The sequence below is a fragment of the Larkinella punicea genome (assembly GCF_003334855.1).
Lineage (GTDB): Bacteria > Bacteroidota > Bacteroidia > Cytophagales > Spirosomataceae > Larkinella > Larkinella punicea.
Genome location: NZ_QOWE01000011.1, coordinates 144,806 through 170,373, shown reverse-complemented (window position 1 = coordinate 170,373; position 25,568 = coordinate 144,806). Strand labels below are relative to the sequence as shown.

The following is a 25,568-nucleotide window of genomic DNA, read 5'->3' as shown; positions in this document are numbered from 1 at the left end:
TCATCTGAACGAAAAGCAACCTTCGGAAGTTACCTTCATAACAACCTAAAACACCAGGCATGAGCGACGCCATAAAGCACGAGTGCGGTATTGCCCTGATAAGGCTCCGCAAGCCGTACCAATATTATATCGATAAGTACGGCACTCATTTATACGGCATCAATAAACTGTACCTGCTGATGGAAAAACAGGTAAACCGGGGCCAGGACGGCGCCGGGGTTGCCAACATCAAAATTGACGTACCGCCCGGCCACCGCTACATCAGCCGCTACCGCTCGGTAGCCAGCCAGCCGGTCGCCGACATCTTCCAGAAGATCAACAAGAAATTCCGCAAAGCACTGAAGAACAACAAGGAGAAAGCCCGCGATGCCCGCTGGCTTCAGGAAAACCTTGCGTTTACGGGTGAAGTGTGGATGGGTCACCTGCGATACGGGACACACGGAGCAAACGAAATTGAGAACTGTCACCCGATGCTCCGCCAGAATAACTGGCGCAGCCGTAACCTCGTGATGGCCGGCAATTTCAACATGACCAACGTCGAAGAACTCTTCGACAAACTGGTCTCTTTGGGTCAACACCCCAAAGATGAGGTCGATACGGTGACGGTGATGGAAAAAATCGGCCACTTTCTGGACGAAGAAAACCAGCGCGTATTCGATCGGTTCAAAGGCATTTACGAAAATCCCGACCTGTCGGACATCATCGAGGATAACATGGACCTGCAACGCGTGTTGCACCGCTCCTGCCGGGATTTCGACGGCGGTTATTCGATGGTTGGCATGACGGGTTTCGGCGCTGCCTTTGTGGCCCGCGATCCGGCCGGTATTCGTCCGGCGTATTATTATGCCGATGACGAAGTGGTGGTGGTGGCTTCCGAAAAACCGGCCATCAAAACCGCTTTTAACGTCGAGTACAACCAGATTCAGGAGGTGAAGCCCGGACACGCGCTGATCATCGACAAGTATGGCGAATACGACGAGTACGAATTCATCAAGCCGATTGAAAAACGGTCGTGTAGCTTCGAGCGGATTTATTTCTCCCGCGCTTCTGATCCCGATATTTACAACGAGCGTAAAATGCTCGGGAAGCTGCTGATTCCGCAGATTTTGCAGGAAATCGATTACGATCTGGAGAATACGGTTTTCTCGTACATTCCCAACACCGCCGAAACGTCTTTCTTTGGCATGGTCGAAGGTCTGGAGGAATACCTGGCCAAACAGCGCAAGAAAGCCATCATGGACGGTATTCTGTTTGAACAGGATCTCGACCGGCTGCTCTCGTTCCGCCCCCGGATCGAAAAGCTCGTTTCGAAAGATGTCAAACTCCGGACGTTTATCACCGACGACTCCCAGCGGGACGAGATGGTGGCCCACGTCTACGATACGACCTTCGAAGTCATTCGCAAAGGTATTGACAATGTGGTGGTTATCGACGATTCTATCGTTCGGGGGACGACGCTTGAAAAGAGCATTCTGAAAATGCTCGATCGGCTCGGCCCCAAGAAAATCATCATTGTTTCGTCGGCTCCCCAGATTCGATTCCCCGATTGCTATGGCATCGACATGTCGAAAATGAAGGAGTTTGTGGCTTTCCGGGCCACCTTGCAATTGCTGAAAGAAAGCGGTCTGGAAAACCGGGTCGATGAAGTATACGCACAGTGTGTAGCCGCCATCGAATCCGGAAATGCATCCAATGTAAACTACGTAAAAGCCTTGTACGATCCGTTTACGCACGATCAGATTTCTGATAAAGTCGCCGAAATTGTGACCCCGAAAGATCTGAAAGCCGATGTAGCGGTTATTTTCCAAACGGTCGAAAACCTCCGCAAGGCCTGTGCCAACCACTCCGGTGACTGGTATTTCACCGGAAATTATCCGACGCCGGGCGGCAACAAAGTCGTTAACAAAGCCTTCGTCAATTTTATGGAAGGCAAGGGCGTACGGGCTTATTGAAAAGTTCTAAAAGCTTCATAAAGTAAAAATGTAAAATGGCAAACGCCGAATGTAAAAGTAGCTTGACAGCAGTCACTTTTACATTCGGCGTTTGCCATTTTACATTGATCATTTTTTCCAGCTTAGGCTATTTACATTCTTCCCGATTTCCTTACCGGTCGTCAAACCGGTTTCGTTGTCCTGCCGGGTGTGAATACCACCCAGATAACGCGAGTAGGCCGACTCCTCGGCGGCTTGCCAAAACGAAGTAAAACTCCGCGCTTTAAAATCCGTGTTGCGTTTCAAGTCCCGAACACGGCTGACGTGTGAGTCATCCGTAAATGAAAACGAATCCCCGTAGATACCGCCCAGAACCGTGGCCGCAGCCGCCGATTGCGTGGCATGTCCGGACGTGTAGCCCGGAAAAGGCGGAGCAGGCCAAAACGGAATCCAGGCCGGATCGATGGCCCGGCGAACGAACGTGTAGGGCCGCTCATTGTTGAACCGATACTTGCACTTCCAGCAAACCGTAAAGGCATCAGCCACGGCAAGGCCGGTGCGGGCGAGTGTTTCGGAGGCTTTCCCCAGATCGGTTTTGGCAGTCTGAATGGCAATGCGCGCCAGGTTATACGAATGACCGGGGGGCGTAAAGGTTTCGCTTGGATCGTCGGCCCACCAGATTGAAATTTCTTTCTCCGTCTGCGTCAGGGATTTGTTTTTGGTATACACTTCCAGGTACTGCGCAAAATACTGTGATTTGACGTCCGCCGAAATCGGGAGCGGTTTCGGCATGGGCAGGTTCGCATTCGCGGCCACAAACGTCCGGTTGTTGCCCCAGTAGGGTTGCATCGGAATCTTCCGCCCGTTCTCCGTAGTCTGCCACGAACCGTTGAAGAGCGGCACCTTGAAATCGGCGGGGAAATTGCGGTTGTAACCTTCGTGGCCTCCGTCGGTTTTCGACCATTCAAAAATCGCATCGGCGATCTGCCGACCAAAGGCCACCGAACGGTCCACCACTTCACTGCTGCCGGTTTCGGTTTTCAATTCCGTCAACGTCAGGACTTCCAACGAATCAATTTTGGCTTTGTTTCCATCACTGGTATTGGCAAAGAGATTCCGCAGGATCTGAGCCTCCGCAGCGTTGGCCGAAACAGCCCAGTTGTACGTGGCTTTGGCGTCAGGCTGCGGCAAACGGGTCAGGCCGGTGAGTTGTCCCGCCAGTGATCGATGTGTTGGCAAACCGGGCACAACGGCTTCGTAGAGGGCTAATCCAACATAGCCCAAAGCCCGGGAAGCCACCGGCGGAGTGAACCCCGGCGTATTTCGGAGCAGGTACAGGTTTATCGCCGACCATCGCAGGGCCACTTCCGCACTGTACTGGTCAGCGGTTTTGGACTGTGGAGCTACCGGATCATCCTTCGTACTTTTCGTACAATCGGTCACAACAATCAGTAGGAAAACACTAACAAGCACAATACTTGCTTGTCGAATCAAATTTAACAGCGTTAGATTTATCCATTTCAGAGGCATGGCCGTATCCGGTTGAAGGTAAAAAAGGGAGGTTATCGGGGGGCTTTCCGACAACTCATATTAGCAAAAACGTTGCCAAAACCGGGTGGAGTTACGTACCTTTGAGTTATGCGTATTCCAGAGGAAACCATCGACCGAATCCGTCAGACTGCGGATATTATCGACGTAGTCAGTGATTATGTCTCGCTCAAAAAGCGGGGCCAGAACTGGATTGCCTGCTGCCCGTTTCACAACGAAAAGACGCCGTCGTTCAACGTTTCGCCCGTTCGTCAGATCTACAAATGCTTCGGCTGCGGCAAAGCGGGTGATCCGGTGCGGTTTGTGATGGACATTGAAAACATCGGCTATCCGGAAGCCCTGCGGCATTTGGCCAAAAAATACGGCATCGAAGTCGCCGAAGAACAACTGACGCCCGATGAACTGATCCGGCAAAATGAGCGGGAGAGTTTGTTCATCGTCCTGAATTTTGCCAAAGACTTTTACCATTCTCATTTATTGAAGTCGGACGAAGGCCAGAGCATTGGTCTGAGTTATTTCCGTGAGCGGGGATTTCTGGACAATACCGTTCAATCGTTCGAACTGGGCTATAGTTCCGACCAGTGGGACGCGCTGCTTCAGGAAGCCACCCGCCGGGGCTATCGCGCGGAGCTGCTTGAAAAAGCGGGATTGGTGTTATCGAAAGAAGGCGGCAAAACGTATGACCGGTTTCGGGGGCGGGTGATTTTTCCGATTCACAACGTCGCCGGCCGGGTGATTGCATTTGGGGCGCGAATTCTGAAAACGGATAAAAACCAGCCCAAATACATCAACTCTCCAGAGACGGAAGTTTACCACAAAAGCCAGGTTCTGTACGGTATCTTTCAGGCCAAGAATGCCATCCGGCAGGAAGACATTTGTTACCTAACGGAGGGTTATACGGATGTACTGTCATTGCACCAGGCGGGGATCAAAAATGTGGTGGCCTCGTCGGGTACATCACTGACCATCGAGCAGATTCGACTGATCAGCCGGTTTACCCAAAACGTAACCATTTTGTACGACGGCGATGCCGCGGGGATCAAAGCCGCCCTGCGTGGGCTGGATATGGTGCTGGAAGAGGGCCTGAACGTCAGCGTGGCGACGTTTCCTGACGGCGACGACCCGGACAGCTACGTTCGTAAAGTAGGGGCTGAATCCTTTAAAAAATACCTCAGTGAGCATTCCAACGATTTCATTACGTTCAAGACCGACATTCTCCTGAAAGACGCGGGAGATAATCCGTTCAAGCGGGCAGAGATTATTTCGGAAGTGATTCAGAGCATTTCCAAAATACCGGATCCGATCAAGCGGCAGGTGTTTTTCCAGAAAACCGCCCGCCAGCTCCAGGTCGATGAGCAGACGCTGATTTCGGAAAGCAACCGGATGGTGCTCAGCCAGCAGAAACAGCAACTGAAGCAACAACAGGATAAGGCTACCTCGCCCGGAAGAGCAGCCAGCCCGGACCCCATGCCCGGGGAACTGACGGAGATTCTGAATGATTTTTCGGTGGAAGCTCCCCCCGTCGAGCGCCGGGCTGTTGACCCACTGAATCCTAAAACCCGTTCTTCCCTCTCTTATCAGGAAGAAGAATGCGTTCGGCTACTGGTCAATTATGGCGCTCACGAACTGGAACCCGACATATCGGTTTGCCATTACATGCTGAGTGAACTGGGAACGATGGAATTTGTGACGCCCGTTTTCAACGAAATGCTGCGGGAAATTCGGGAGGGATTCGTGGCCAACGAAATACGAACGGCTGACTATTTTCTGAAACATCAGAACCAGGAGTACCAGCACCAGGTTATTGGTCTGGTTACGTTTCGACACCAGCTCAGTGAAAACTGGCTCAAACACGAAATTTACGTTCCGACAGAAGTGGATAAATTAGCCGATGCGGCTTTCTCCAATATTTTACGATTGAAGAAGCTGGTTGCCGAGCAACGAATGCGCGACATCAAACAGCAGATCGTTCAGGCGACCGACCCGGCAGAAAGCGACCGACTGATGGTAGAGTATATGCACTACAAAAAAGTAGACATCGAGATCGGTCGACTATTGGGAACCGTTATATCGTAACATATGTGAACAGTTAGTAACAGACCTGGAGGAGTCATTACGAACTGTTCACTTTATAGTAATGATATTCAGGCAGCCATGCTGTCTATTCTCGATATTTTCTTTACAAAGCGACGCAGAGTATCCTGACTAACAGGCTTCGGCAGTTGATGGTTGATTTGTTGCAGAGCCTGACGGGGTTCTTTCGGAAACGTCATCATAGCCTGAATCACTTTTTCAACGTGCTGCTGATCGTCGGGATTCAGTTTTGGTTTTAAACCGCGGCCGGGTTTATCCATTAAGCCCTGAACACCATCTTCCTGCCAGCGATTCATCCAATTGTAGATACTGCGACGATCTACCGCGAACATATCCATCAATTCGCTAACCGTCAGGCCGTAGTAGCTATAGAGTACACACTGGCAACGTTTCTTCAAAACGTTGTTTTGGCTCTCACGAATCGTCTGACGGAGTTGCTCCACTTGTTGTCCAGTTAAATCCTTAACGTTCCGCATTGTTATCAATATTAGTAGTTCAATCCTTGTTTTCTGTGAATTACAAGTGAAAACTACGGCATCAATTTCGATCAAAAAAGTCATTTCGTACGGAATAACTACTTTTTCGCGTGAAATAACCAAATTTGCCGTATCTAGCGTTTGATTCTCTCTGTCGATTTCCGCGCGTTTACGAATTGCATCAACGACTACGAAGAGGTGGAACGGCCGGTTCTCTATTTTGGTCATTTCACACAAAAAAGTATTGATTTCGATTGACCCAATGAATCAATTCGGCTAATTAAATTGTAGCTTCAAACGCAGGCTACTATCGCTTTACCATGAACAACACCAATTCAAAACCGGAATCGTCTTCTTCTTCGTTTTCATTGAAGCGAAAGGACTTTTCTATCCTAGTAGCCCAGGCTGAACTATTTAATTGTGAGGTACTTTGCCAGGTACTCAAGCAGCAGGGGTACAATGTGGTTGGGAAAGCCATCGAAATGGAGGATACACTTCAGCAGATTCGGGTCAAGCAACCGCAGTGCGTCATTTTGGAATCAGAAATTTCCGGACGACGTAGTGTAGACATCGTTCAGCAGGCCCGGACGAACAACCATAAAACCAAATTCATTCTGTATACCAGCAAACCGGATTTAAAACTGGTCGCCAATGCCATGCAACAGGGGTTCTACGGTTTTTTATACGCGAATGACGGATTGGACGAACTCTACAAGTGTTTTCAGACCATCAGTACGGGCGGGTATTATTACAGCCCCGGTTTTTTACTTTTGCTAAAAAACTACGGGATGAACGTTATGACCGATGAGACGAAAGAGCAATTGGGCCGCCTAACGGGCCGGGAGCTTGAAATTCTTCGGTTGGTAGCGCAGGGGACAACCGGTCATGAAATTGCGGATCAGCTACACATCAGTTACCGAACGCTGGCGAATCATAAAACGAATATCGCGCAGAAGCTGGAATTGGGAAGTTGCCGGAACCTGGCTCGTTACGGAATTTCCGTAAAAGAATACCTTTGAAAATTTGCCGTGGCGAGTAAGAACAATAAAATCCGGGCTTTCCTGTGTGCTGTAAAGTTTACTAGATAATTTCGCTCTTTGGAGGGAGGTATTCGACCTCCTGGGCGGAGAAGCGTACCAGACGGTTTTTAAAATCCTGCAGCCGGGCGCGCGGCATGTCGGTTTCGTCATTATTGGGAGTTTGCATGCGAATGCTGTATTTACCATTCTCCCAATACGCGTAACTGGCAACGAAGCTGAGGTTGATAATGCAATTCCGTTTGGTTCGGAAAAACAGTTCGGGGTTCAGTTCCGCTTCCAGCTCGTTCATGGTCTTGGTAATGGAGAACCGGCCGGTGGGGTGAACGGCGTAATAGTACCGGTCTTCGGTTTCAAACCAGAAGCAATCCTGAACGGCCAAGATGGTTTCGCCAAAATTGTTTTTGCCTTTCAGATGCGTCAGGAAAGCACCGGGCTGGGGAACGAGCGACTGAAAGGGATCGGGCGCTTCGCTGCTGCGTTTCCGTTGCCGGCGTTGTTCGAGAATATCGACCAGCAGCGACCCGTTGACGGCACCGTAGCCCATGATCAAAACCGGAATCAGGTAAAAGGAATAATATTTTAGGCTATACGTACCCTGGATGTAATTACCCAGGTACAATTCAAGGTCATAATTAGGGAAGTTCACCAACAGATAGCGCACGGTTTGCGTTACCGGGTTAAACAGGAAAAAAGCGACCAGCATGACGGGTAAAATTTTTACCTCGTAATTGAGTATGTTTCGGGGGGTCAGTTCGATTTTTTTAATTCGGCAGGCTTCGTGGTAAATATTCAACAGCATCAGCAGGATGACCAGGGTTGAAATTTCCGGCAGGATTCCGCCCCGCAGGAAAATCCAGAGGTAGCCTAGTAAACCGCCGTATTCTTCCACTTTCACTAATTTCTTTTCAAACGCAAAGAGCCAGTTGAAGGCTTCGAACGTAAATACAGCCAATAGCAGAATACTGAGACTCTTGAAGGGTCTTCTTATATACTTCAGATTTAGCGGTACTTCGGTCATTGCTACCCCAATCATGTTCTCACTTCTTGAACTGTGCTAAATTACTAACAATAAATAGTAACTAGTTACTAAAGCTGCATAATATTTTAGCCAAAAGTTGCCATTCTTTTGCCTATGCCGACCCGGTACTTTTGTATCAGTCAATCGGCCAACTAATCCCGGGCAAAACAGACCGATTGATGACTGACAATTTAATCACTCTAACAGCATCTATCGCATCTTTCGCCATGAAAAAGAACTTTGTTATCAACTCAGCTAAGCAATTATTGAATTCTGCTACTACCAACCTGAACGTTATCGCTAAAAATGAAACCAGCGACCGCATCCTTTTAGCCGGTAAGGCCGACAAAGATGGTGAAGTTTGCTGCAACTGGTGGCCTTCATTCCACGGTCTGCAACCAAACGCAACGGATCAACTGGCTCTTTCTTAATCTTACTTTTACCATGAGCAACTTCGTGCATCAATATCAGCGGGAATTGGATCGTTGTCGCCAACAGTTCGAATCCCTGGATCTCCGGAAAGAAAAAGGGTATCTCTTCAAATTTACTACGTTCTCGGCCAGTGTCCAGAACATTCTGCCTGAGATTCCGATAGAAAAGCACGAAGACCTTTTTCAGAAATTGTTACTTCAACAGGTTTACACCACCTTCGATCAGCAATTTTTGACCGCCAATGACCTGGTTCAAACGAAAGGGCCAATTCGGAAACTGGTAAACAGCCAACACCCGAATATTTACTGCACTTTCCACCTGGGTTCTTACCGCCTGCTGACCACGTATTTGTATCGAAACGGCATTGATGTGGCCCTCCTGGTCAGCAGGGGCACTTATCAGGAACAGGGTAAAGACATCTGGGCCACCATCAAAGGTCTTCAGAAAAAGCACAACTTAACCAACTCGTTCCAAATTCTGGACGCTGAGCAGACGTCATCGACGCTGCAGGTCATCCGTGAATTGCGGGCTGGAACCTCCCTGGTCATCTTTATCGACGGCGTAACCAGTACGACTGGGCTGAACCGTCAGGAAGATAAAGAAGTTCAGGTGCGCTTTGGAGCCAAAAATGTGTGGGCCCGCAAAGGGGTTGGATTCCTGTCTTATGTAACCAAGACGCCCATTGTTCCGGTGATCAGTTACCGGGAAAAAAATCTGAACAACGTATTATCATTTCTCGATCCTATTGTTCCGGAAGCTGATTGTGACCGCGAAACGTACTGTCGATTGAGCCTTCAACACCTCTACGATTCTTTCTGGCAGTACTTGACCAGGTATCCGGAACAGTGGGAAGGATGGAATTACATTCATAAATTCCTCGATCAGCACGAATTGGAACAACAGGCCGATTCGTATCAACCACCCAGGCCACGACCCAAAAAGCGGGTTGCCTTCAATCAGGAGCGGTATTCTATCTGCGACTTGGAAGATTCACCCATCCTGTTTGACCGCCGGTTGTACGTCACTTACGAAATTTCAACCGACCTCCGTGACTTTTTGCTTCAGGTTGGCACCATCGAGACCCCTGAAGAAGTGCTGGGCACGGACATGTATCTCGACTTGCTTTCCAAGCAAATTATTGCCTGAGTACCCTACAATACTAGTTTAGTTTTTTCTTGTTTTCAATCGTAAAAGTCGGATCTGCGGACATCTGTTCAGATCCGACTTTTTTATTGAACTATCCTAACAATTCACTAGACGAAAATAATGCTGGCACAAATTTTGTAACCATTTAACTACAAAATTATCGATTTGTTTGTCTGCTAATTAACCGCGTTCCAGACCCGCAATTCTTTAATTATATAGTGGTTAAATAATAAAAATCCTATTTAACATTTATTTTACGTGTAAAACTCTTGCTTTATAACAATTCTCATTATATTTGAATAATTGTTCGTTAAAGACAAGCGTCGAGAATGGCTCAGAATTATGACTGATAATTCTCTTTCGCACAGCGTAGAAATACCGAATAATCCATAAAGAGGTTTTAGTCTGCCTCATGAGTATCCAGTGAATCAATTGCCGACTTCATACCCTGAAGTTACTACTCTCTGTCAATCATACCTCTATTTCAACGGCTGTTGAAATACTCAAAAAATCACTGTTTGTTTCCGTCTTTAGAGAAGTACGGTAACCTTCGACATGATTAGTGAACAGGCACGATGTGCCTGACTAACTAACGGTTGAAAGGTTCTGTTCCGAGGTAATCGGCGTATAACTCTCTGCGGCAGTAATAGCGGGAAAGCTCAATTGCAAAAGAGTCAGAATCTTTGCGAGCGTCCCGTCACGCTGCCAGCGACGAAAGCGATCATAGATGGTTTTCCAGGAGCCGTACCGTTCGGGCAGATCGCGCCAGGGCGCACCGGAATTCAAAATCCAAAGGATCCCATTAATGGATTGGCGATGAGACCGCCACGGACGTCCGGGACGATTGTTGGAGGGCATCATGTCCTTTAATTTCTCCCACTGTGAGTCGGTCAATTCATACTTACGCATGGCAATAGGAACAAGAGATAGAGATTAAAACAGGTTGATTTAACTAAGTAACTGCAAAAATAAATTCATGTTTCAAAAAATATCGGAGCGTAATCGTACGACCAATGACCTGGTAAAAAACCATCAGGAAGTCTGATAACTAATTCGATGTCGAAAAATGAGAAAATATTTTTGCATTTCCTAAATTCATCCGTCAAAAATTTAGGATACGGTAGGTATTTTATGGATAAAGAGGTAAAAAATATGCGAAATTATTTCTGCGGTTCTCCCTGGTTTTCTGCACAAAGCAAGCAGTAGCGGGGTATTTTGAAGCAATTGCGTATCGGTTTGGGGTCTTTTCTGTCGGACAACTCGACAAATACAGTAAGTACTTAATTTATTGATCGAAAATCACAACGTATGAAGAATTGGAATTCTCTGGCACTCTGTTTCATGATCATTGCTTTCTCGTCCTGCATTTCGCAAAAACAGATCACCTATTTTCAAAGCCCGGTAGCTGACAGCACGGCAGTGGCTGAAGAAATCACCAACAAATATATCCCCACCATTCAACCCAATGATTTATTAGGCATCAACGTCAACAGCCTGAACCCCGAAGCCAGCAGTTTTTTCAATCCGTATGCAGGTGTCGAACGGGTGGCTACTTTCCAAACGGTGAACGGGCAGGTTCCGGTCACGGCGGTGGTGGGGTATCTGGTCGACCCCGAGGGCAACATCCAACTGCCCCTGGTGGGAAAAGTGAAAGTGGTGGGGCTAACCTCGGGCGCAGCCCGGGATCTGCTCCAGGATAAATTGAAAAACTATTTGAAAGAACCCACCGTAGCGGTTCGGTTTCTAAACTTTAAAGTGTCGGTGCTGGGTGAGGTAGCCCGTCCGTCGATGTTCAGTATCCCGAATGAGCAAATGACCATTACGGAAGCGCTGAGCCTCGCCGGGGATATTACCATCTATGGCCGCCGGGATAACGTCATGGTGATCCGGGAGACCAACGGAAAGCGGGAGTTTGGCCGGGTCAACATGAACCAGCGTGATCTGTTCAAGTCACCATTTTATTACCTGCATCCCAACGATGTCATTTACGTAGAACCGGGGAAAGCCCGTCTGGCCTATGCAGATCGCTTTTACACCATTCTGCCATCCATCATCGGCGCGCTATCCCTGATCGCAGTGATCATCCGCCGGTAAAAAGTAACGCATACCCAGAGCAGCCGGCCCGATTTGGGTCAACTGCCAAACGATAATACCTAATTACTCAACAACGTTATGATCACAACTCCGTATGTTTACCACCAGCAGGAGGAAAAAGAACCTGACCTTCGGCTGATCATCTTCCGGTATCTGAAAAACTGGAAATGGTTTTTGCTCTCGCTCGTCGTCGCGCTGGCCATCGGGTATGCGTACCTGCAGTATCAGGTTCCGATCTACAAGGTACAAAGCAGCATTTTGATCAAGGACGAGAAGAAAGGGATTTCGGCCGACAACATCATGAAAGAGATGGATCTTTTCACAGATTCAAAAGTGGTGGAGAACGAAATCGAAATTCTGAAGTCTTACACGATCATGGAGAAGGTGAACGACGCGCTGGCGTTGGATGTCTCCTATTTCCACGATACGCCGGTTGGCGAGCGGGAAATTTATAAAGACTCTCCATTCCGCCTGGTGGTCGAGCGGCCAACCCCTCTGATCTATGAAGAAAGCTTCACGGTTGAATTTGTAAATCCTTCTACAGTGAAAATCGGTGAAAAGAAATACCCGGTCAATCAAAGCCTGAACACGGAATTTGGTCGGATTCGGATTTTCCCGAAAACCGCTTCCATATCAGACACAATACCCGTCATCGTTCATGTCGCTCCCAAACAGGAAGTCATTCAGAACTTTGTGGAAGACCTGAAAGTGGAAGCCACCAGCAAGCAATCAACGGTTCTGCTCCTGAGCCTTGAAACAGCCGTTCCGGAAAAAGGGCGTAATATCCTCGACAAAATTGTTGAAGAATACAATGATGCCGCCCTGAAAGATAAAAACCTGGTAGCGGCTAACACGCTGGATTTCATTGAAGAAAGGCTAAAACTCATCTCCGGTGAACTGGCAACAGTGGAACGGGATGTTGAAAGTTATAAATCAGCGGAAGGCATCACCGATATCAGCACCGAGTCGCAGATTTTTCTGCAAAACGTACAACAGAACGATGCCCAGTTGAGTCAGGTCAACATCCAGTTGGGTGCGCTGGAAGATGTGGAACGTTTTGTGCGCAGTAAAACAGGTGAGCGCGGTTCTGCTCCATCGACATTGGGATTGAATGACCCAACCCTGATGGGACTGATTGCCAAGATTTCCGAATTGGAATTAAAACGTGACAATTTGGTGAAGACTACTTCGGAAAACAACCCTCTTTTGAGTTCGCTGGACGAGCAAATCCGGGCAACCAAGTCGAACATCACCGATAACATTCAGACGATGAAGAACATCATGACGGGCACCCGCCAGAAGTTGATGGCTCACAATCGCAAGTTTGAATCCATGATTCGGTCGGTGCCGCGCAAAGAACGGGCACTGCTCGATATCACCCGCCAACAGGCCATCAAAAACAACCTGTATACCTATTTGCTGGCCAAACGCGAAGAAACCGCACTGTCCTATGCATCGGCCATTGCCGATAGCCGGACCATCGACATCGCCCGAAGTGGCAGCAAGCCTATCAAGCCCAAAAAACCGCTTGTCTTTCTGCTATTCGGAGCATTAGGTTTATTAATCCCGGTTGGTGCCTTTGCCACCCGTGACATGCTGAACAACCGAATTGGCAAGCGTACGGACATCGAAGAACTGACGAGTACGCCGATTGTGGGTGAGATCTCCTATGCCAAGCATAAATTCCCGCTGGTGGTTACCAACAATAGCCGGTCGATCGTGGCCGAGCAAATCCGGGCTTTGCGAACCAATCTGCAATTCCTGCGATCCAACAACGAGAGCCTCGCCATCCTGTTTACGTCCAGCATCAGCGGGGAAGGAAAATCATTTATCTCGCTGAACCTCGGGGCCAGTCTGGCCCTCATCGACCGACCGACGGTTATTCTGGAAATGGACTTACGCCGTCCGAAACTGCACTCCATGCTGGACATGCCCAACACCGTCGGGATTAGTAACTTCCTGGTGGGTCAGGTAACCCTGGATGAAATTCTGCAACCCGTTCCGGGCATGGCAAACTACTTCATCCTGACCAGCGGCCCTATTCCGCCCAACCCGGCTGAGTTGCTGGTGAGTGACAAAGTGGATGATTTGTTCCATCAGCTTCGCGAGCGTTTCCAGTATATTATCGTGGATTCGCCCCCGATTGGTCTGGTTACGGATGCGCAGATTCTGGCCGACAAAACCGATGCCACCATGTATGTCGTTCGTCATGATGTAACGCCCAAGCAGCACATGAAAATGGTGGATGTTATGTACAAAGAACAACGCTTCCGCAAGTTGAGCCTGATTCTGAATTCAATCAACGAAGGAACTGGCTACGGCTATGGTTATGGCTACGGCTATGGTTATGGCTACGGAGCAGGTGGTTATTACGAACAGGATACTGATACCAAAAAATCCTTTCTGAAACGTTTGTTGCCGGGCAAATCTGCTTAAGTTCTTCAGCCTACTACGATTTTAATGGTTTACCGGCCGGGATAAAGCCTCGGCTGGTAGGACATTGCCCAGTAATTCGTATTTACTCAACCTGGAACGTTATGATTAACCTGTTACAACCCGACTCCTCGTACTATGTCGTCAGTGAGACGGCTGCGGGAAAGCCACAGCCGGTAGCCAAGCGGGCCTTCGACATCACCGTCTCCCTTCTGGTTGCCGTATTCATTCTATCCTGGTTTATCCCTCTCATTGGGTTGCTGATCAGGCTGGAATCGCGGGGGCCTGTCCTGTTCGTCCAGTTGCGCTCGGGACGAAACGGCCGCCCCTTTCCGTGTCTGAAGTTCCGGACGATGAAGTACCAAAAAAATGCATCGTTCAAGCAGGCTACTCATAATGATATGCGAATTACCCGGATCGGCCGGGTTCTGCGTAAAACCAATCTGGACGAATTGCCCCAGGTTCTCAACGTCCTGGCAGGCCACATGAGTGTGGTTGGTCCCAGACCCCACCCCATCCCTCTGGATGTTCAGTATATGCCTTTAATTCCGGAGTATAAATACCGGTTCGCGGTAAAACCGGGAATAACGGGCCTGGCCCAGTCGAAAGGACTGCGGGGTGAAACCTCGGAGTTAAACCAGATGCGCCACCGGGTTCGCTATGACATCTGGTACACCAAATATACCTCACTCCCCCTAGATGTGAAGATTTGCTGGTGGACGGTGGAAAGAATGGTCAGAGGGGATAAAAATGCATGGTAACGATAGATGCACCCAGTAGAATCTGTAAGAAATAGAATCCTATGACTTGTAGTATCATCATACGCGCCTTCAACGAAGAAGCCCATATTGGTAAGTTGTTGAATGGAATACGACACCAGGAAACCGTTGCTGATCTGGAAGTAATTCTGGTCGATTCGGGCTCCAAAGATCAAACTGTACGGATTGCCGAAAGCTACGGGGCCAAAATTGTACGGATTCGCCCGGAGGAATTTTCATTCGGACGGGCGCTTAACATTGGCTGCCAGCACGCTTCGGGAGATATTTTGTTGTTTGCCAGTGCGCACGTCTACCCGGTTTATACCAACTGGATCGATCAGATGCTCAAGCCGTTTCAGGACCAGAAAGTGGCTCTAACCTACGGGCGGCAGATTGGGAATCAACTCAGCAAATATTCGGAGCAACAATTGTTTGCCAAGTGGTTCCCGGCGGTTTCCAACTACAACCAGCAGATCCCATTCTGCAACAATGCCAATACCGCCATTCGCCGTTCGCTCTGGGAAGAACTACCCTATGACGAAACCCTGACTGGACTGGAAGATTTGCACTGGGCCAGCGAAATTTTACAACGGGGTTACCGGATTGCCTACGATGCCGATGCCACCATTGTCCACGTCCACGAAGAAACACCCCGGAAGATTTTCAACCGGTATTATCGGGAAGCCATTGCGTTCAAACGGCTGAAACCAATGGCACAATTTGGCTTCTGGGATTTTGCCTACCTGTCCGTGTCAAACCTTATCAGCGACTATGTAACTGCTGCGCAGGAACGAGTCTTCTGGCAACACATTACGGAGATTCCGGTTTTCCGCGTCCTGCAATTTTGGGGAACGTATCAGGGATACCGTTTCGTCGGTACGCTCGACCGAACCCTGCGAGAACGGTTCTACTACCCGAATGAAGTCTTCCGGCGTGAAAAAGCCGGGAATCCGGAACCACTGGTCATGAAACAAATTGCTTACGAATAACCAGGTCATCTTACAAAATACTTAACGTTAACTATATGAAATACTCTGTTGCTGCTATCGTTCCGATGCGCCACTCCAGCGAGCGCGTTCCGGGCAAAAACTACCGGGATTTTGCCGGTAAGCCGTTGTTTCACCGCATCGTAGACACGCTGCTGGAATGCCCATCGATTACGCAGGTTGTCATCGACACCGACAGTCCGACGGTTATCGAACAGGTCGAAGAATTCTATCCGACCGTCACCGTTCTGGAGCGCCCCGAACACCTGCGCGACGGAGCCATTCCGATGAACAACGTTCTGCTGAACACCTGCAACCAGATTCCGGCCGATTTTTACCTGCAAACCCACAGCACCAATCCATTGCTGTCGGCCGAAACCGTTGAGAAAGGCATTCAGCAATTTCTGAAAAACTACCCGATTTACGATACATTGTTCGGCGTTACCCGGCTCCAGGTTCGGCTGTGGGATGCCCTGGCAAGAGCTGTTAATCATAATCCGGCCATTCTGCTCCGGACGCAGGACCTTCCGCCAATTTACATGGAAAACTCCTGCATGTACCTCTTCAAAAAAGAAACGCTGATTCAAAAGCATAACCGCATCGGTGACCGCCCCTTCATGTACGAGATTGCTGACATTGAAGCGCAGGACATCGACGTCGAACTGAACTTTAAAGTAGCCGAATTTCTGTTTACCGAACTTTATCCTGAACTGGCCCTATGAAAGTGTTGATTACCTGCCCTCCCATGCTTGGGCAACTTGCCGAATTTCTCCCCATTTTTGAAGAAGCGGGCATTGAAGTCGTTGCTCCGAAAGTCGTTCAGATTTTATCGGAAGAAGAACTACTCGAACTCGTTCCGACAGTCGACGGCTGGATCATCGGCGATGACCAGGCCACCGAACGCATCTTTCGCGCCGGAAAAGCCGGGAAGTTGAAAGCCGCGGTAAAATGGGGAATTGGCGTCGATAACGTCGACTTCAAAGCCTGCAAGGAATTGGGAATTCCCATCGTCAACACCCCGATGATGTTCGGTGCCGAAGTGGCCACCATCGCGGTGTCCTACGTTCTGGGACTTGCCCGGCAAACCTACTACATCGACCGCGAAGTACGGGCGGGAAACTGGGTAAAACCGGCGGGTATGTCACTGGCAGGCCATACTGTGGCCCTGATCGGCTTTGGCGACATCGGGAAAGCAACCGCCCGGTTCCTGAAAGCATTCGATATGCACATCAATGTGTATGACCCCTTTGCCAAACGGACGGAAGAAGACGAAGAAGCCTACCGCTTTCTGAACTTCCCCGAAGAACTGGAAACCGCCGATTTTGTGGTTTCGACCTGCGCCCTAACGCCCGCAACGAAACACCTGATCAATGCCGAATCGATTCAACGGATGAAAGACGGCGTTCGGATTGTGAACGTATCCAGAGGTCCGATCGTCGACGAAGCCGCTTTGCTGGAAGGTCTCAAGAGTGGCAAAGTTCACTCGGCTGGTCTGGATGTGTTTGAAACGGAACCGCTGCCGATGGATTCGGAGCTGCGGAATTTTGACCGTTGCATTTTCGGAACGCACAACGGTTCCAATACCATTCAGGGTGTTCGGCGCGCCAGCCACCAGGCGATTCGTTCGATGTTCGAGTTTCTGGAAATTGGTGTAACCGCGTAAAGCCATGAAGAAAATACTGATTACGGGGGTTTTAGGCGGAATTGGCAGTGCGCTGGCCATCGCCTTTCGCGAAGCCGGTTACTACGTATACGGGCTGGACATTCAGGAATCGGAGCATCACCAGGCCGACCGTCTGATCCAGTTCGATCTCCATGCGTTCAGCACGAATGAAGACTACCGGAACGAGTGGAAACACACGTTCAATGTGTTGATCCCGGAGCTTCACGTCCTGATCAATAATGCCGCCGTGCAAATGCTCGGTAGCCTGGATGAATTAAAGCTGGACGACTGGAATCATACCATGACCGTCAACCTGACGGGGCCACTGCTGCTCAGTCAGCACTTTCTGGAGCAATTGGAAGACGTACACGGCAGCATCATCAACATTGGCAGCATTCACCAGCAACTGACCAAACGCCGGTTTATCAGTTACGCCACCTCGAAAAGTGCCCTCATTGGCCTGACCAGAGCCTTAGCCGTCGATTTGGAAGGCCGGGTTCGGGTAAACGCCATTAGCCCCGCAGCCATCGAGACGGACATGCTGCTGGCTGGATTCGACGGAAATCAGGGTGCCCTGGATGAACTTCGCAAGATTCACCCGGTGCAACGCATCGGCCGCCCGCAGGACGTCGCCACGATGGCGTTGTTCCTGGCATCGGAGAACTCCGGTTTTATTCACGGAGCGAATTTGTCGCTGGATGGGGGAATTAGTTCGGTGTTGAAGGATTTGTAAGAGAAAGGTATATCTATTTCAGCAGATAAATCAAGTTGGGCGGAGGGTATACTTCGCCCCTACTTAACTAACTACTAGAATTTTATTTGGAGAATAAATTCATGGAAACCAGAAAAATAATAGACAAGCTTTGGAATTCGCCCACGATAACCTCTTGGATGAGTTATGCCACGCGCGCCCTTAGTTTGTTTGTTATTCTTCCTTTGATTTTGAAACGTTTTCATGATGGAGAAATCGCCTTATGGTATCTATTTTCTACAATTATATCGTTGCAGGGCTTATTAGATCTTGGCTTTAGAAATACGTTTATTCGGTTAATTTCCTATGCAATGGGGGGAATAGAAGAAATAACCGCAGTAGTATCTACTAAAGTAAATAAAACGTCAGCCGATCCAAACTGGAGTTTAATTGGTAAAATATATGCCAATATGACTTATATTTATGGATGGCTAACTATTTTAGTCATTTTAGCTATGGGCACTTTAGGTAGCTGGTCGATGGTTCGTCCAATATCTTTCGTACAAAACTCACAAGCAGCCTGGATATCATGGGGTATTATAATTATTGCTTCTGCCTATAAATTTTATGGATCTATTTATTCAAACTATCTGGAAGGTTTGAATAAAATTGCGCTTGTAAGGCGCTGGGAAGCAGTAACCTCAACAGCTTCAATTGGATCGAGTATCATTGCACTATTTATAAGTGATAGCTTACTACTATTAGTATTTATTAATCAACTTTGGGTTGTCATATCGGTCATACGCAATTACTATCTGAGTAGATTTGTTGAAAATAACCAATTTAAGAGAATAAATATAGATTACTCATTCGACCGGGAACTTTTCAATAAGATATGGCCTGTCGCCTGGCGGAGTGGCTTATCTGGCTTTATGTCAAATGGCTTAAACAATCTCAGTAGTGTGTTATATGCCCAGATTGGAAGCAGTGCTAGTGTAGCTTCCTATTTACTTGCATTACGTATTATAACACAACTTAGAGAGATCTCCATGGCTCCATTCTATAGTAAAATCCCACTCTATTCTAAGTTGCGCGTTCAGGGAAATATTCAACAACTAGTAAAGACAGCTCAACGAGGAATGCTTTTATCACATTTGGTCTTTATCATTGGTGTTATTACAGTTAGTGTTAGTGCAAAATGGATCATTTCATTACTAAATAGCAATATAGAATTCATACCAAACGATCTCTGGATTCTCTTGTCGGTAGCCTATTTTATTCACAGGTTTGGTGCAATGCATATGCAATTGTATTTAACCACTAATCACGTCATATCGCACATTGCTGATGGAGTTTCTGGAATAATATTTGTCCTCATTAGTTATATATTCATAAACACTATGGGATTATATGCAATACCAATAGGTATGATAGCCGGGTATTTAGGTTTTTACGCATGGTATGCAGCATCTTTTTCATTGAATAGTCTCGCAATTAGTTTCTATAATTTTGAAAAAAGGGTCACTATTATTCCTTTATTATTGTTCATTTTCTACATTGCAATTGACTACATAATTTAAGCAATAAGCAATAGCTTCTCATGAAAGCATCCATTCTAATTAATAATTATAACTATGAAGCTTATATTGAAAAATCAATAGCTTCAGCGTTAAATCAAACTTATAAAAATATCGAAGTAATTGTATATGACGATGGCTCTAAAGATCAATCCTTAGAAAGGATAAAAAAATATTCAAATGACATCAGTATCATTGCAAGACCTAATTATGGTAAGGGACATTGTTGGAATCAAGTTAATGCAGTAAATGAAGCGTTTAAAAAAAGTACGGGAGAAATAATTTTTTTAATGGATAGCGATGATTGGTTTTTCGATAATAAAGTTGAGAAAGTAATAGATATTTTTACCAAAAACCCCAAAGCTATCTATGTTCAACACCGCTTTGAATTGGTTGACGAAGAAGATAATAAGCTTAATTACGAAAAAAGACCTTTTTTTTCAGAGGTCGATATTTTAAATGGAATTTATTTTACAAAAAGGCTAGACTTTTTCTTTACCCAAACAAGTGGTCAATGCTTTAGAAGATCTTTTTTAGAAAATATTTTACCGTTAAAAGAAGACGCATTATCTATGATATGTGTAGATATACGTTTAACTAGATATGCGGCTTTTGAAGGGGATATAATAACATTGCAAGAAAAATTGTCAGCATATAGGGTACATACTAAAAATCATTCATCGGCATTAAAAAATAAAGATTATTATATTGAGTATGAAAAGCAGCATTTAGCTTTTTTTAATATGCTTGCTAATAAATATAATCACCCTCATTTTACAAAAGGAAATAATTTATTGTCTTATTTAAAAGTAATTATATTACTTTTAAACAGTAACATGAAAGCTAAGCAAAAAAGACTTTTCTTACAAGATTGGTACAAATCTTACATTAAAAAATAAATGGAGACACTAGAACAATTCGATCGTTTACCAAGAGCAATAGTAAATCCATATTTCAATGCTCTTTCGATCATAAAAAATAGACTAATTTGGGATTTGAATCCATCCTCCTGGTCTTCCAGAAAGAAGATGGAGAAACTTAAGGATTCTCATGTGGGAAGGAAGGCAATTATAATCTGCAATGGCCCTTCTTTAAGAAAAGTCAATTTTGACTCTCTTATAGGAACAGATATTTATTTCTTCGGTCTAAATAAGATCAATTTAATGTTCGATGAGACCGCCTTTAGACCTAATGCAGTAGTTGCTAGTAATTATTTCGTAATTGAACAAAACAAAGAATTTTATAATTCAACGGATATACAATTATTTCTTAATTCTGATAAGAGCGATATTATCAAGAACAGGAGCAACGTTGTTTTTGTAAATTATTCCGGTATTCCGAGAAAATTTGCCAGAGATTGCAGCATGTCATTATTCCAGGGTCATACAGTTACATATACTGCAATGCAATTGGCATTCCACATGGGTTTTTCTGAAGTAGCCCTAATTGGCTGTGACCATCATTTTGAAACTAAGGGAATTTCTAATAAAACAGTAATTGCCGGAGAAACAGACCCCAATCACTTCCATCCAAAATATTTTGCAGATGGTGTAAAATGGGACTTGCCAGATTTGTTAGGATCAGAATACCATTATGATTTGGCAGATAAAACCTATAAGCAGTTCGGAAGAAAGTTAGTCAATTGTACAGAAGGAGGAAAATTGGAAGTTTTTGAACGAATGAAGCTAGAAATTTTTATCAATAAATAAAATTATTAAATCACGCTATGATTAAGTTAATAATTGGAATCCTACTACTTTTCACGAATTTCTCTGATTTTGCTCATTACACGGCAATTAGAATTTCCCCTATCCTTTTCTTTCTCGCGATAATCTTTCAAGAATTACTTACAAAAAAATCCAAAATACAACTTACAAATAAAAATTTTTATCCCCTTTATCTATTAGCAATAATACTTGTCATAGGCATTATAGTCTCAACAAGATCAGATATTTCAATAGATTTAAGATTATTTAGAATTTTATCATTCCTTTCTTTTATTGTTGCTTTTTTTAGTACAATATTCAATTCATTAAAAAAAAATAACCTAATTAATGTTTTTATTAAATACACCTACATACCATTGTTAATCTTTATTAGTTTAAATTTATTTCTATTTTTTATTGGTTTAAAATCTTCTGACTATGAGATTGGGAAGGCTGTGATCTTATCTTATTTAGGCCTATCAGTAGATAGAGTAGAATTTTTTTTATCGCCAGGAATTAATTCCTATGGTGCAGTATTAGGAATATTACTAAATTTAAGTTTAATAGGTTTTGGAGTAGTAAAGAAGAGTAGAAAATTATTTCTATCTGGAATAATTATTTCTCTAATTTCCTTACTACTTACAGACAGTAGAGGCTCTATAATCTTTTCCCTAATTATTTTTTTCGCAATTAAATTCATTTTCTCTAAATTAGAAAAACCAAGGCTTTTATTTCTTATTCCAATCTTTGGTTTTGTTGGACCATTTTTGCTTCTCGCAACTTTATTATTGTTATCCCAAACAGAGTACGGTTCTGCATTATCACGTTCTTCAGAAGATTTAGCAACTGGAAATGCTCGTTCAATTATTTGGGCACTTGCATTCAACGACTTTTTAACATTCAAGCCAGATCATCATATTTTTGGTTATGGAGAGTTCGGACATTATGCAGCAGGTCTTTCTCAACAATGGGGATATATTTTTGGAGACAATGAAAATGCCGAATTAATGCACCCTCATAATATGTTCTTATCTATTGCACTTGATTATGGCTATTTTGGTCTTATTGTTTTTACTACAATACAATTTTCCATTGTGAATTCCATTAAAAAGAACTGGAATACTGAAAGGGATATTTCATATATTTTACTTGCCAACATACTATATTTCAACTTAGCAGGCATAACAGAAACTATGTTCGGCTTCTACTATCATAACATAGTTTATTTATTTTTTATCATAAATATTTATGCTTTTATTTTAAAGTATTACAAACATCAAAACCTTTCTTCTTATGATAGATATTTCAAGATTCACCCCATCACGAATTCTCCCAGCAGTAGAACGCCGTCTGAAGGAAGTCCCATTCACTCAGGCATGGTACAACTCAACACAAGGGCAGGAGAATAGGAGTTACCTTCAGAATAGTCGAAATAAATATACAGGCGAACGTCTTTTTCTGATTGCGAATGGCCCTAGTATTAAGGACATGGATCTTTCAGTACTGAAAGATAAGTATACCATGTGTATGAACCGGTTTTACATATATTTTGACAAAATCGGATTTACGCCTACTTTTTTAGCTTGTGTAGAAGAACTTGTGCTTGAGCAATTTAAAGATGATTTTAAAAATATGCCTTGCGAAACGTTCTTCAATTGGCGGTTTTACAAGGAATTCCCTAATTCGCATTTTTTAAAAGAGGCTTATTCTTTTAACCCCTTTTTCCAGGACAATCTTCTTGAGCCAACGCATTTCGGTGGCACCGTAACCTATGCCTGCCTTCAATTAGCCTATTTCATGGGTTTTAAAGAAGTAGTTATCATCGGCATGGATCATAGTTTCAAAGAAAAGGGCTTAGCCACCAAAGTAGAAGTTAGAAACTACGAAAAAGACGAGAGTCATTTTGATCCCAATTATTTCCCAAAAGGAATTAAATGGAAATTACCAGATCTTGACAAGTCTGAATATTCTTATGCCTTGGCACGTGACCATTATAAACAGAACGGAAGAAAAATTATTGACGCCACCATAGGCGGTAAATGTACGGTTTTTGAAAAAGGCAACTTTTCTGATTATTTGTAATAATTGCTAACGTTACTCAATAAACTTCGACTCAACGTTAAAGCATAATATTTATATGGAAACTCAGCCTGTTGTAAATGGCGCTTTTACTCAATCTCTTATTGAAAAAGTTACTTTAATTGAGAACTCAGCAGCAGCCAATCGAGTCTTTAAAAGTGCGCTTACTAGTCCAACCTGCGTAGTTATTTCTTACATCAATGCTCATGCATTTAACGTTTGCCATGTAAATAATGATTTTGCCGATGCTCTTATGAACTCGGATTGGGTATTACGGGATGGTAAAGGAATTGAAATGCTCTATAAAGTGATAGATCGCAAACCTGGCATCAATATGTGTGGCACTGATACGATTCCCCAGTTACTATCTTTGGCACTTGGTAAACGTGTGGCATTAATTGGAACCGAAGAACCTTATCTTCAGCAAGCTGCCAATTTTTTGACGCGCAAAGGACACAACATCGTTTTAACGGCTCATGGCTTTCATTCAATAGAAGATTATTTACCTCTGGTTCAACAAACAAAACCCGATGTCATTATTTTAGGAATGGGAATGCCAAAGCAAGAGTTGTTGTCGGTTTTTCTTAAAGAAAGACTAGAAGGTCCTTGCGTAATTGTTAACGGTGGCGCCATCATCGACTATTGGGGAAAAAAAGTGGTCCGGGCTCCGGGTTGGGTACGTCAAATTGGTGTAGAATGGGTGTTTCGTTTCCTATTGGAACCACGCCGGCTTTTTAAACGCTACATCATTGGCAATTTTGTTTTTCTTAAAAGGGTTGTAGGCTTAAAGCTTCAACAGCAATTTATCTAAAAGGCTGTCTGCCTATCACAAGTTCTGCCTTATATGCGTTGGTTTCTCCTACTATCTTTACTGCTTACCATCTGGCAGTTACAACCAGGTTCTGAGAGTCCGGTACAGAGTAAACTAACTCTGAAGCAAGCTGCATCCTTTCCGCTTGGAGCATCAGTGAACGTTATGCTGTTAAAAACCGACTCGTTATATCGTAACACCGTCCTGCGGGAATTTAACAGCATTACTTCGGAAAACGCTTTGAAAATGAATCGTATTTTCAAAGCTCCAGGTGTATTTGATTGGTCAGGTGGCGATTCACTTGTGAATTTTGCGCTCAAAAACCACAAGCGTATGCACGGACATACGCTTGTTTGGCATAGGGCTATTCCTAAATGGATTGAAACGTTCGAGGGTGATTCTCTTGCCTGGGAAAATCTTCTGAAAAACTATATTCAAACAGTAGTTAAGCATTACAAGGGAAGAGTGACATCCTGGGATGTTGCCAATGAGGTTATTGATGACGACGGATCTCTACGTAAATCCATCTGGTTAACACATTTAGGCCCGGATTATGTTGCCCGTTGTTATCAGTATGCTCATGAAGCTGATCCCAACGCTCTACTGTTCTATAATGATTACGGTCAGGAGAATAACCCATTAAAAAGTGCGGCTATCAGAACTCTATTAGTAGACTGCAAAAGACGAGAGATCCCCATTCATGGTATTGGTTTACAGTCACATATATCAATTTACCACTCCGACCGTAGATATAGATCTGGTATTTCAGAAATGAGTTCTCTTGGTTTACTCGTCCATATTTCAGAATTGGATATCCGGCTAAATCGCAACAAAACAAAAGATTTTGTTCCAACCAAAAGCATGTTGGAACAACAGGAAGATAAGTATAAATCAATTGCCCGTATTTATAAAGAGATCGTACCTAAATCTCAACAATATGGCATTACAATCTGGAATGTCGGTGATAAAGACAGCTATCAATCTGATGCTTGTAAATGCCCGGAAGCTCCCTTGCTGTTTGATAAAAACTATAAAAAGAAATTAGCCTATAAAGGTTTTCTCAATGGCTTGAAATAACAAATTAT

The 25,568-nt window shown here is 45.0% G+C and carries 23 protein-coding genes; 19 read left to right on the top strand and 4 right to left on the bottom strand.

Features of this window, described 5'->3' with window-relative positions; genetic code table 11:
* Positions 1-59: 59 nt before the first annotated feature.
* Entirely contained in the window at positions 60-1,952 is a 1,893-nt protein-coding gene (locus tag DUE52_RS15160; protein ID WP_114406869.1) for an amidophosphoribosyltransferase, read from the top strand.
* A 108-nt stretch (positions 1,953-2,060) separates the two neighbouring features.
* Here DUE52_RS15160 and DUE52_RS15155 read toward each other — a convergent pair whose 3' ends face one another.
* Positions 2,061-3,374, bottom strand: coding sequence for a vanadium-dependent haloperoxidase (locus DUE52_RS15155; RefSeq protein ID WP_229312175.1), 1,314 nt, complete (start codon positions 3,372-3,374; stop codon positions 2,061-2,063).
* 195 nt (positions 3,375-3,569) lie between these two features.
* Between DUE52_RS15155 and dnaG the strand changes: the two genes are divergently transcribed.
* Positions 3,570-5,555 carry a DNA primase gene (gene dnaG / locus DUE52_RS15150; RefSeq protein WP_114406867.1) on the top strand — a complete coding sequence of 662 codons (1,986 nt, stop codon included), beginning with the start codon at positions 3,570-3,572 and terminating at the stop codon, positions 5,553-5,555.
* Between the two features lie 68 nt (positions 5,556-5,623).
* Here dnaG and DUE52_RS15145 read toward each other — a convergent pair whose 3' ends face one another.
* Positions 5,624-6,277 (bottom strand): helix-turn-helix domain-containing protein, encoded by a 654-nt coding sequence (locus DUE52_RS15145; protein ID WP_114406866.1) that lies wholly within the window; start codon positions 6,275-6,277, stop codon positions 5,624-5,626.
* Positions 6,278-6,369: 92 nt separating this feature from the next.
* Here DUE52_RS15145 and DUE52_RS15140 point away from each other — a divergent pair, with 92 nt between their 5' ends.
* A complete protein-coding gene (locus tag DUE52_RS15140; protein WP_114406865.1) occupies positions 6,370-7,068 on the top strand; it encodes a helix-turn-helix transcriptional regulator in 699 nt (232 codons plus the stop codon).
* Positions 7,069-7,129: 61 nt separating this feature from the next.
* Here DUE52_RS15140 and DUE52_RS15135 read toward each other — a convergent pair whose 3' ends face one another.
* Entirely contained in the window at positions 7,130-8,041 is a 912-nt protein-coding gene (locus DUE52_RS15135; RefSeq protein WP_165840944.1) for a LytTR family DNA-binding domain-containing protein, read from the bottom strand.
* Positions 8,042-8,334: 293 nt separating this feature from the next.
* Between DUE52_RS15135 and DUE52_RS15130 the strand changes: the two genes are divergently transcribed.
* Together DUE52_RS15130 and DUE52_RS15125 are read left to right on the top strand one after the other, a co-directional pair.
* Positions 8,335-8,538: a hypothetical protein gene (locus DUE52_RS15130; RefSeq protein ID WP_133299844.1), complete on the top strand. Its 204-nt coding sequence runs from the start codon at positions 8,335-8,337 to the stop codon at positions 8,536-8,538.
* Positions 8,539-8,551: 13 nt separating this feature from the next.
* Complete coding sequence (locus tag DUE52_RS15125; protein ID WP_114406862.1) at positions 8,552-9,685, top strand: lysophospholipid acyltransferase family protein; 1,134 nt, start codon at positions 8,552-8,554, stop codon at positions 9,683-9,685.
* Between the two features lie 585 nt (positions 9,686-10,270).
* Here the strand turns inward: DUE52_RS15125 and DUE52_RS15120 are convergent.
* Entirely contained in the window at positions 10,271-10,594 is a 324-nt protein-coding gene (locus DUE52_RS15120; protein WP_114406861.1) for a transposase, read from the bottom strand.
* A gap of 399 nt (positions 10,595-10,993) precedes the next feature.
* Between DUE52_RS15120 and DUE52_RS15115 the strand changes: the two genes are divergently transcribed.
* The 14 genes from DUE52_RS15115 to DUE52_RS15050 all read left to right on the top strand — a co-directional run bounded on the left by DUE52_RS15115 (position 10,994) and on the right by DUE52_RS15050 (position 25,560).
* A complete protein-coding gene (locus DUE52_RS15115; RefSeq protein ID WP_114406860.1) occupies positions 10,994-11,779 on the top strand; it encodes a polysaccharide biosynthesis/export family protein in 786 nt (261 codons plus the stop codon).
* 78 nt (positions 11,780-11,857) lie between these two features.
* On the top strand, positions 11,858-14,215 hold the full coding sequence (locus tag DUE52_RS15110; protein WP_114406859.1) for a GumC family protein: 2,358 nt from the start codon (positions 11,858-11,860) through the stop codon (positions 14,213-14,215).
* Positions 14,216-14,316: 101 nt separating this feature from the next.
* On the top strand, positions 14,317-14,973 hold the full coding sequence (locus DUE52_RS15105) for a sugar transferase (protein WP_114406858.1): 657 nt from the start codon (positions 14,317-14,319) through the stop codon (positions 14,971-14,973).
* 41 nt (positions 14,974-15,014) lie between these two features.
* Positions 15,015-15,959 (top strand): glycosyltransferase family 2 protein, encoded by a 945-nt coding sequence (locus DUE52_RS15100; RefSeq protein ID WP_114406857.1) that lies wholly within the window; start codon positions 15,015-15,017, stop codon positions 15,957-15,959.
* Between the two features lie 35 nt (positions 15,960-15,994).
* A complete protein-coding gene (locus DUE52_RS15095; RefSeq protein ID WP_114406856.1) occupies positions 15,995-16,678 on the top strand; it encodes an acylneuraminate cytidylyltransferase family protein in 684 nt (227 codons plus the stop codon).
* Positions 16,679-16,701: 23 nt separating this feature from the next.
* On the top strand, positions 16,702-17,619 hold the full coding sequence (locus tag DUE52_RS15090; protein WP_222930282.1) for a phosphoglycerate dehydrogenase: 918 nt from the start codon (positions 16,702-16,704) through the stop codon (positions 17,617-17,619).
* 4 nt (positions 17,620-17,623) lie between these two features.
* Positions 17,624-18,352, top strand: a complete 729-nt coding sequence (locus tag DUE52_RS15085; protein ID WP_114406854.1) for an SDR family NAD(P)-dependent oxidoreductase — start codon at positions 17,624-17,626, stop codon at positions 18,350-18,352.
* A 101-nt stretch (positions 18,353-18,453) separates the two neighbouring features.
* On the top strand, positions 18,454-19,890 hold the full coding sequence (locus tag DUE52_RS15080; protein WP_114406853.1) for a lipopolysaccharide biosynthesis protein: 1,437 nt from the start codon (positions 18,454-18,456) through the stop codon (positions 19,888-19,890).
* 20 nt (positions 19,891-19,910) lie between these two features.
* A complete protein-coding gene (locus DUE52_RS15075; protein ID WP_114406852.1) occupies positions 19,911-20,786 on the top strand; it encodes a glycosyltransferase in 876 nt (291 codons plus the stop codon).
* Entirely contained in the window at positions 20,787-21,596 is an 810-nt protein-coding gene (locus tag DUE52_RS15070; protein ID WP_114406851.1) for a 6-hydroxymethylpterin diphosphokinase MptE-like protein, read from the top strand.
* 17 nt (positions 21,597-21,613) lie between these two features.
* Positions 21,614-23,002 (top strand): O-antigen ligase family protein, encoded by a 1,389-nt coding sequence (locus DUE52_RS15065; protein ID WP_114406850.1) that lies wholly within the window; start codon positions 21,614-21,616, stop codon positions 23,000-23,002.
* On the top strand, positions 22,887-23,675 hold the full coding sequence (locus DUE52_RS15060) for a 6-hydroxymethylpterin diphosphokinase MptE-like protein (protein ID WP_114406849.1): 789 nt from the start codon (positions 22,887-22,889) through the stop codon (positions 23,673-23,675). Before DUE52_RS15065 ends, DUE52_RS15060 begins: the two co-directional genes overlap by 116 nt.
* A gap of 55 nt (positions 23,676-23,730) precedes the next feature.
* Positions 23,731-24,483 (top strand): WecB/TagA/CpsF family glycosyltransferase, encoded by a 753-nt coding sequence (locus DUE52_RS15055; protein WP_114406848.1) that lies wholly within the window; start codon positions 23,731-23,733, stop codon positions 24,481-24,483.
* A gap of 33 nt (positions 24,484-24,516) precedes the next feature.
* Positions 24,517-25,560, top strand: coding sequence for an endo-1,4-beta-xylanase (locus DUE52_RS15050; RefSeq protein WP_114406847.1), 1,044 nt, complete (start codon positions 24,517-24,519; stop codon positions 25,558-25,560).
* The last annotated feature ends 8 nt before the right edge of the window (positions 25,561-25,568 follow it).

Bases quoted from the DNA above. Each gene is read 5' to 3' on its own strand.
- DUE52_RS15080 (WP_114406853.1), top strand. From the start codon at position 18,454: ATGGAAACCAGAAAAATAATAGACAAGCTTTGGAATTCGCCCACGATA.
- DUE52_RS15160 (WP_114406869.1), top strand. From the start codon at position 60: ATGAGCGACGCCATAAAGCACGAGTGCGGTATTGCCCTGATAAGGCTC.
- DUE52_RS15050 (WP_114406847.1), top strand. From the start codon at position 24,517: ATGCGTTGGTTTCTCCTACTATCTTTACTGCTTACCATCTGGCAGTTA.
- DUE52_RS15145 (WP_114406866.1), bottom strand. From the start codon at position 6,277: ATGACCAAAATAGAGAACCGGCCGTTCCACCTCTTCGTAGTCGTTGAT.
- DUE52_RS15100 (WP_114406857.1), top strand. From the start codon at position 15,015: ATGACTTGTAGTATCATCATACGCGCCTTCAACGAAGAAGCCCATATT.
- DUE52_RS15065 (WP_114406850.1), top strand. From the start codon at position 21,614: ATGATTAAGTTAATAATTGGAATCCTACTACTTTTCACGAATTTCTCT.
- DUE52_RS15115 (WP_114406860.1), top strand. From the start codon at position 10,994: ATGAAGAATTGGAATTCTCTGGCACTCTGTTTCATGATCATTGCTTTC.
- dnaG (WP_114406867.1), top strand. From the start codon at position 3,570: ATGCGTATTCCAGAGGAAACCATCGACCGAATCCGTCAGACTGCGGAT.
- DUE52_RS15070 (WP_114406851.1), top strand. From the start codon at position 20,787: ATGGAGACACTAGAACAATTCGATCGTTTACCAAGAGCAATAGTAAAT.
- DUE52_RS15085 (WP_114406854.1), top strand. From the start codon at position 17,624: ATGAAGAAAATACTGATTACGGGGGTTTTAGGCGGAATTGGCAGTGCG.
- DUE52_RS15120 (WP_114406861.1), bottom strand. From the start codon at position 10,594: ATGCGTAAGTATGAATTGACCGACTCACAGTGGGAGAAATTAAAGGAC.
- DUE52_RS15130 (WP_133299844.1), top strand. From the start codon at position 8,335: ATGAAAAAGAACTTTGTTATCAACTCAGCTAAGCAATTATTGAATTCT.
- DUE52_RS15095 (WP_114406856.1), top strand. From the start codon at position 15,995: ATGAAATACTCTGTTGCTGCTATCGTTCCGATGCGCCACTCCAGCGAG.
- DUE52_RS15090 (WP_222930282.1), top strand. From the start codon at position 16,702: ATGCTTGGGCAACTTGCCGAATTTCTCCCCATTTTTGAAGAAGCGGGC.
- DUE52_RS15055 (WP_114406848.1), top strand. From the start codon at position 23,731: ATGGAAACTCAGCCTGTTGTAAATGGCGCTTTTACTCAATCTCTTATT.
- DUE52_RS15105 (WP_114406858.1), top strand. From the start codon at position 14,317: ATGATTAACCTGTTACAACCCGACTCCTCGTACTATGTCGTCAGTGAG.
- DUE52_RS15075 (WP_114406852.1), top strand. From the start codon at position 19,911: ATGAAAGCATCCATTCTAATTAATAATTATAACTATGAAGCTTATATT.
- DUE52_RS15060 (WP_114406849.1), top strand. From the start codon at position 22,887: ATGATAGATATTTCAAGATTCACCCCATCACGAATTCTCCCAGCAGTA.
- DUE52_RS15110 (WP_114406859.1), top strand. From the start codon at position 11,858: ATGATCACAACTCCGTATGTTTACCACCAGCAGGAGGAAAAAGAACCT.
- DUE52_RS15125 (WP_114406862.1), top strand. From the start codon at position 8,552: ATGAGCAACTTCGTGCATCAATATCAGCGGGAATTGGATCGTTGTCGC.
- DUE52_RS15140 (WP_114406865.1), top strand. From the start codon at position 6,370: ATGAACAACACCAATTCAAAACCGGAATCGTCTTCTTCTTCGTTTTCA.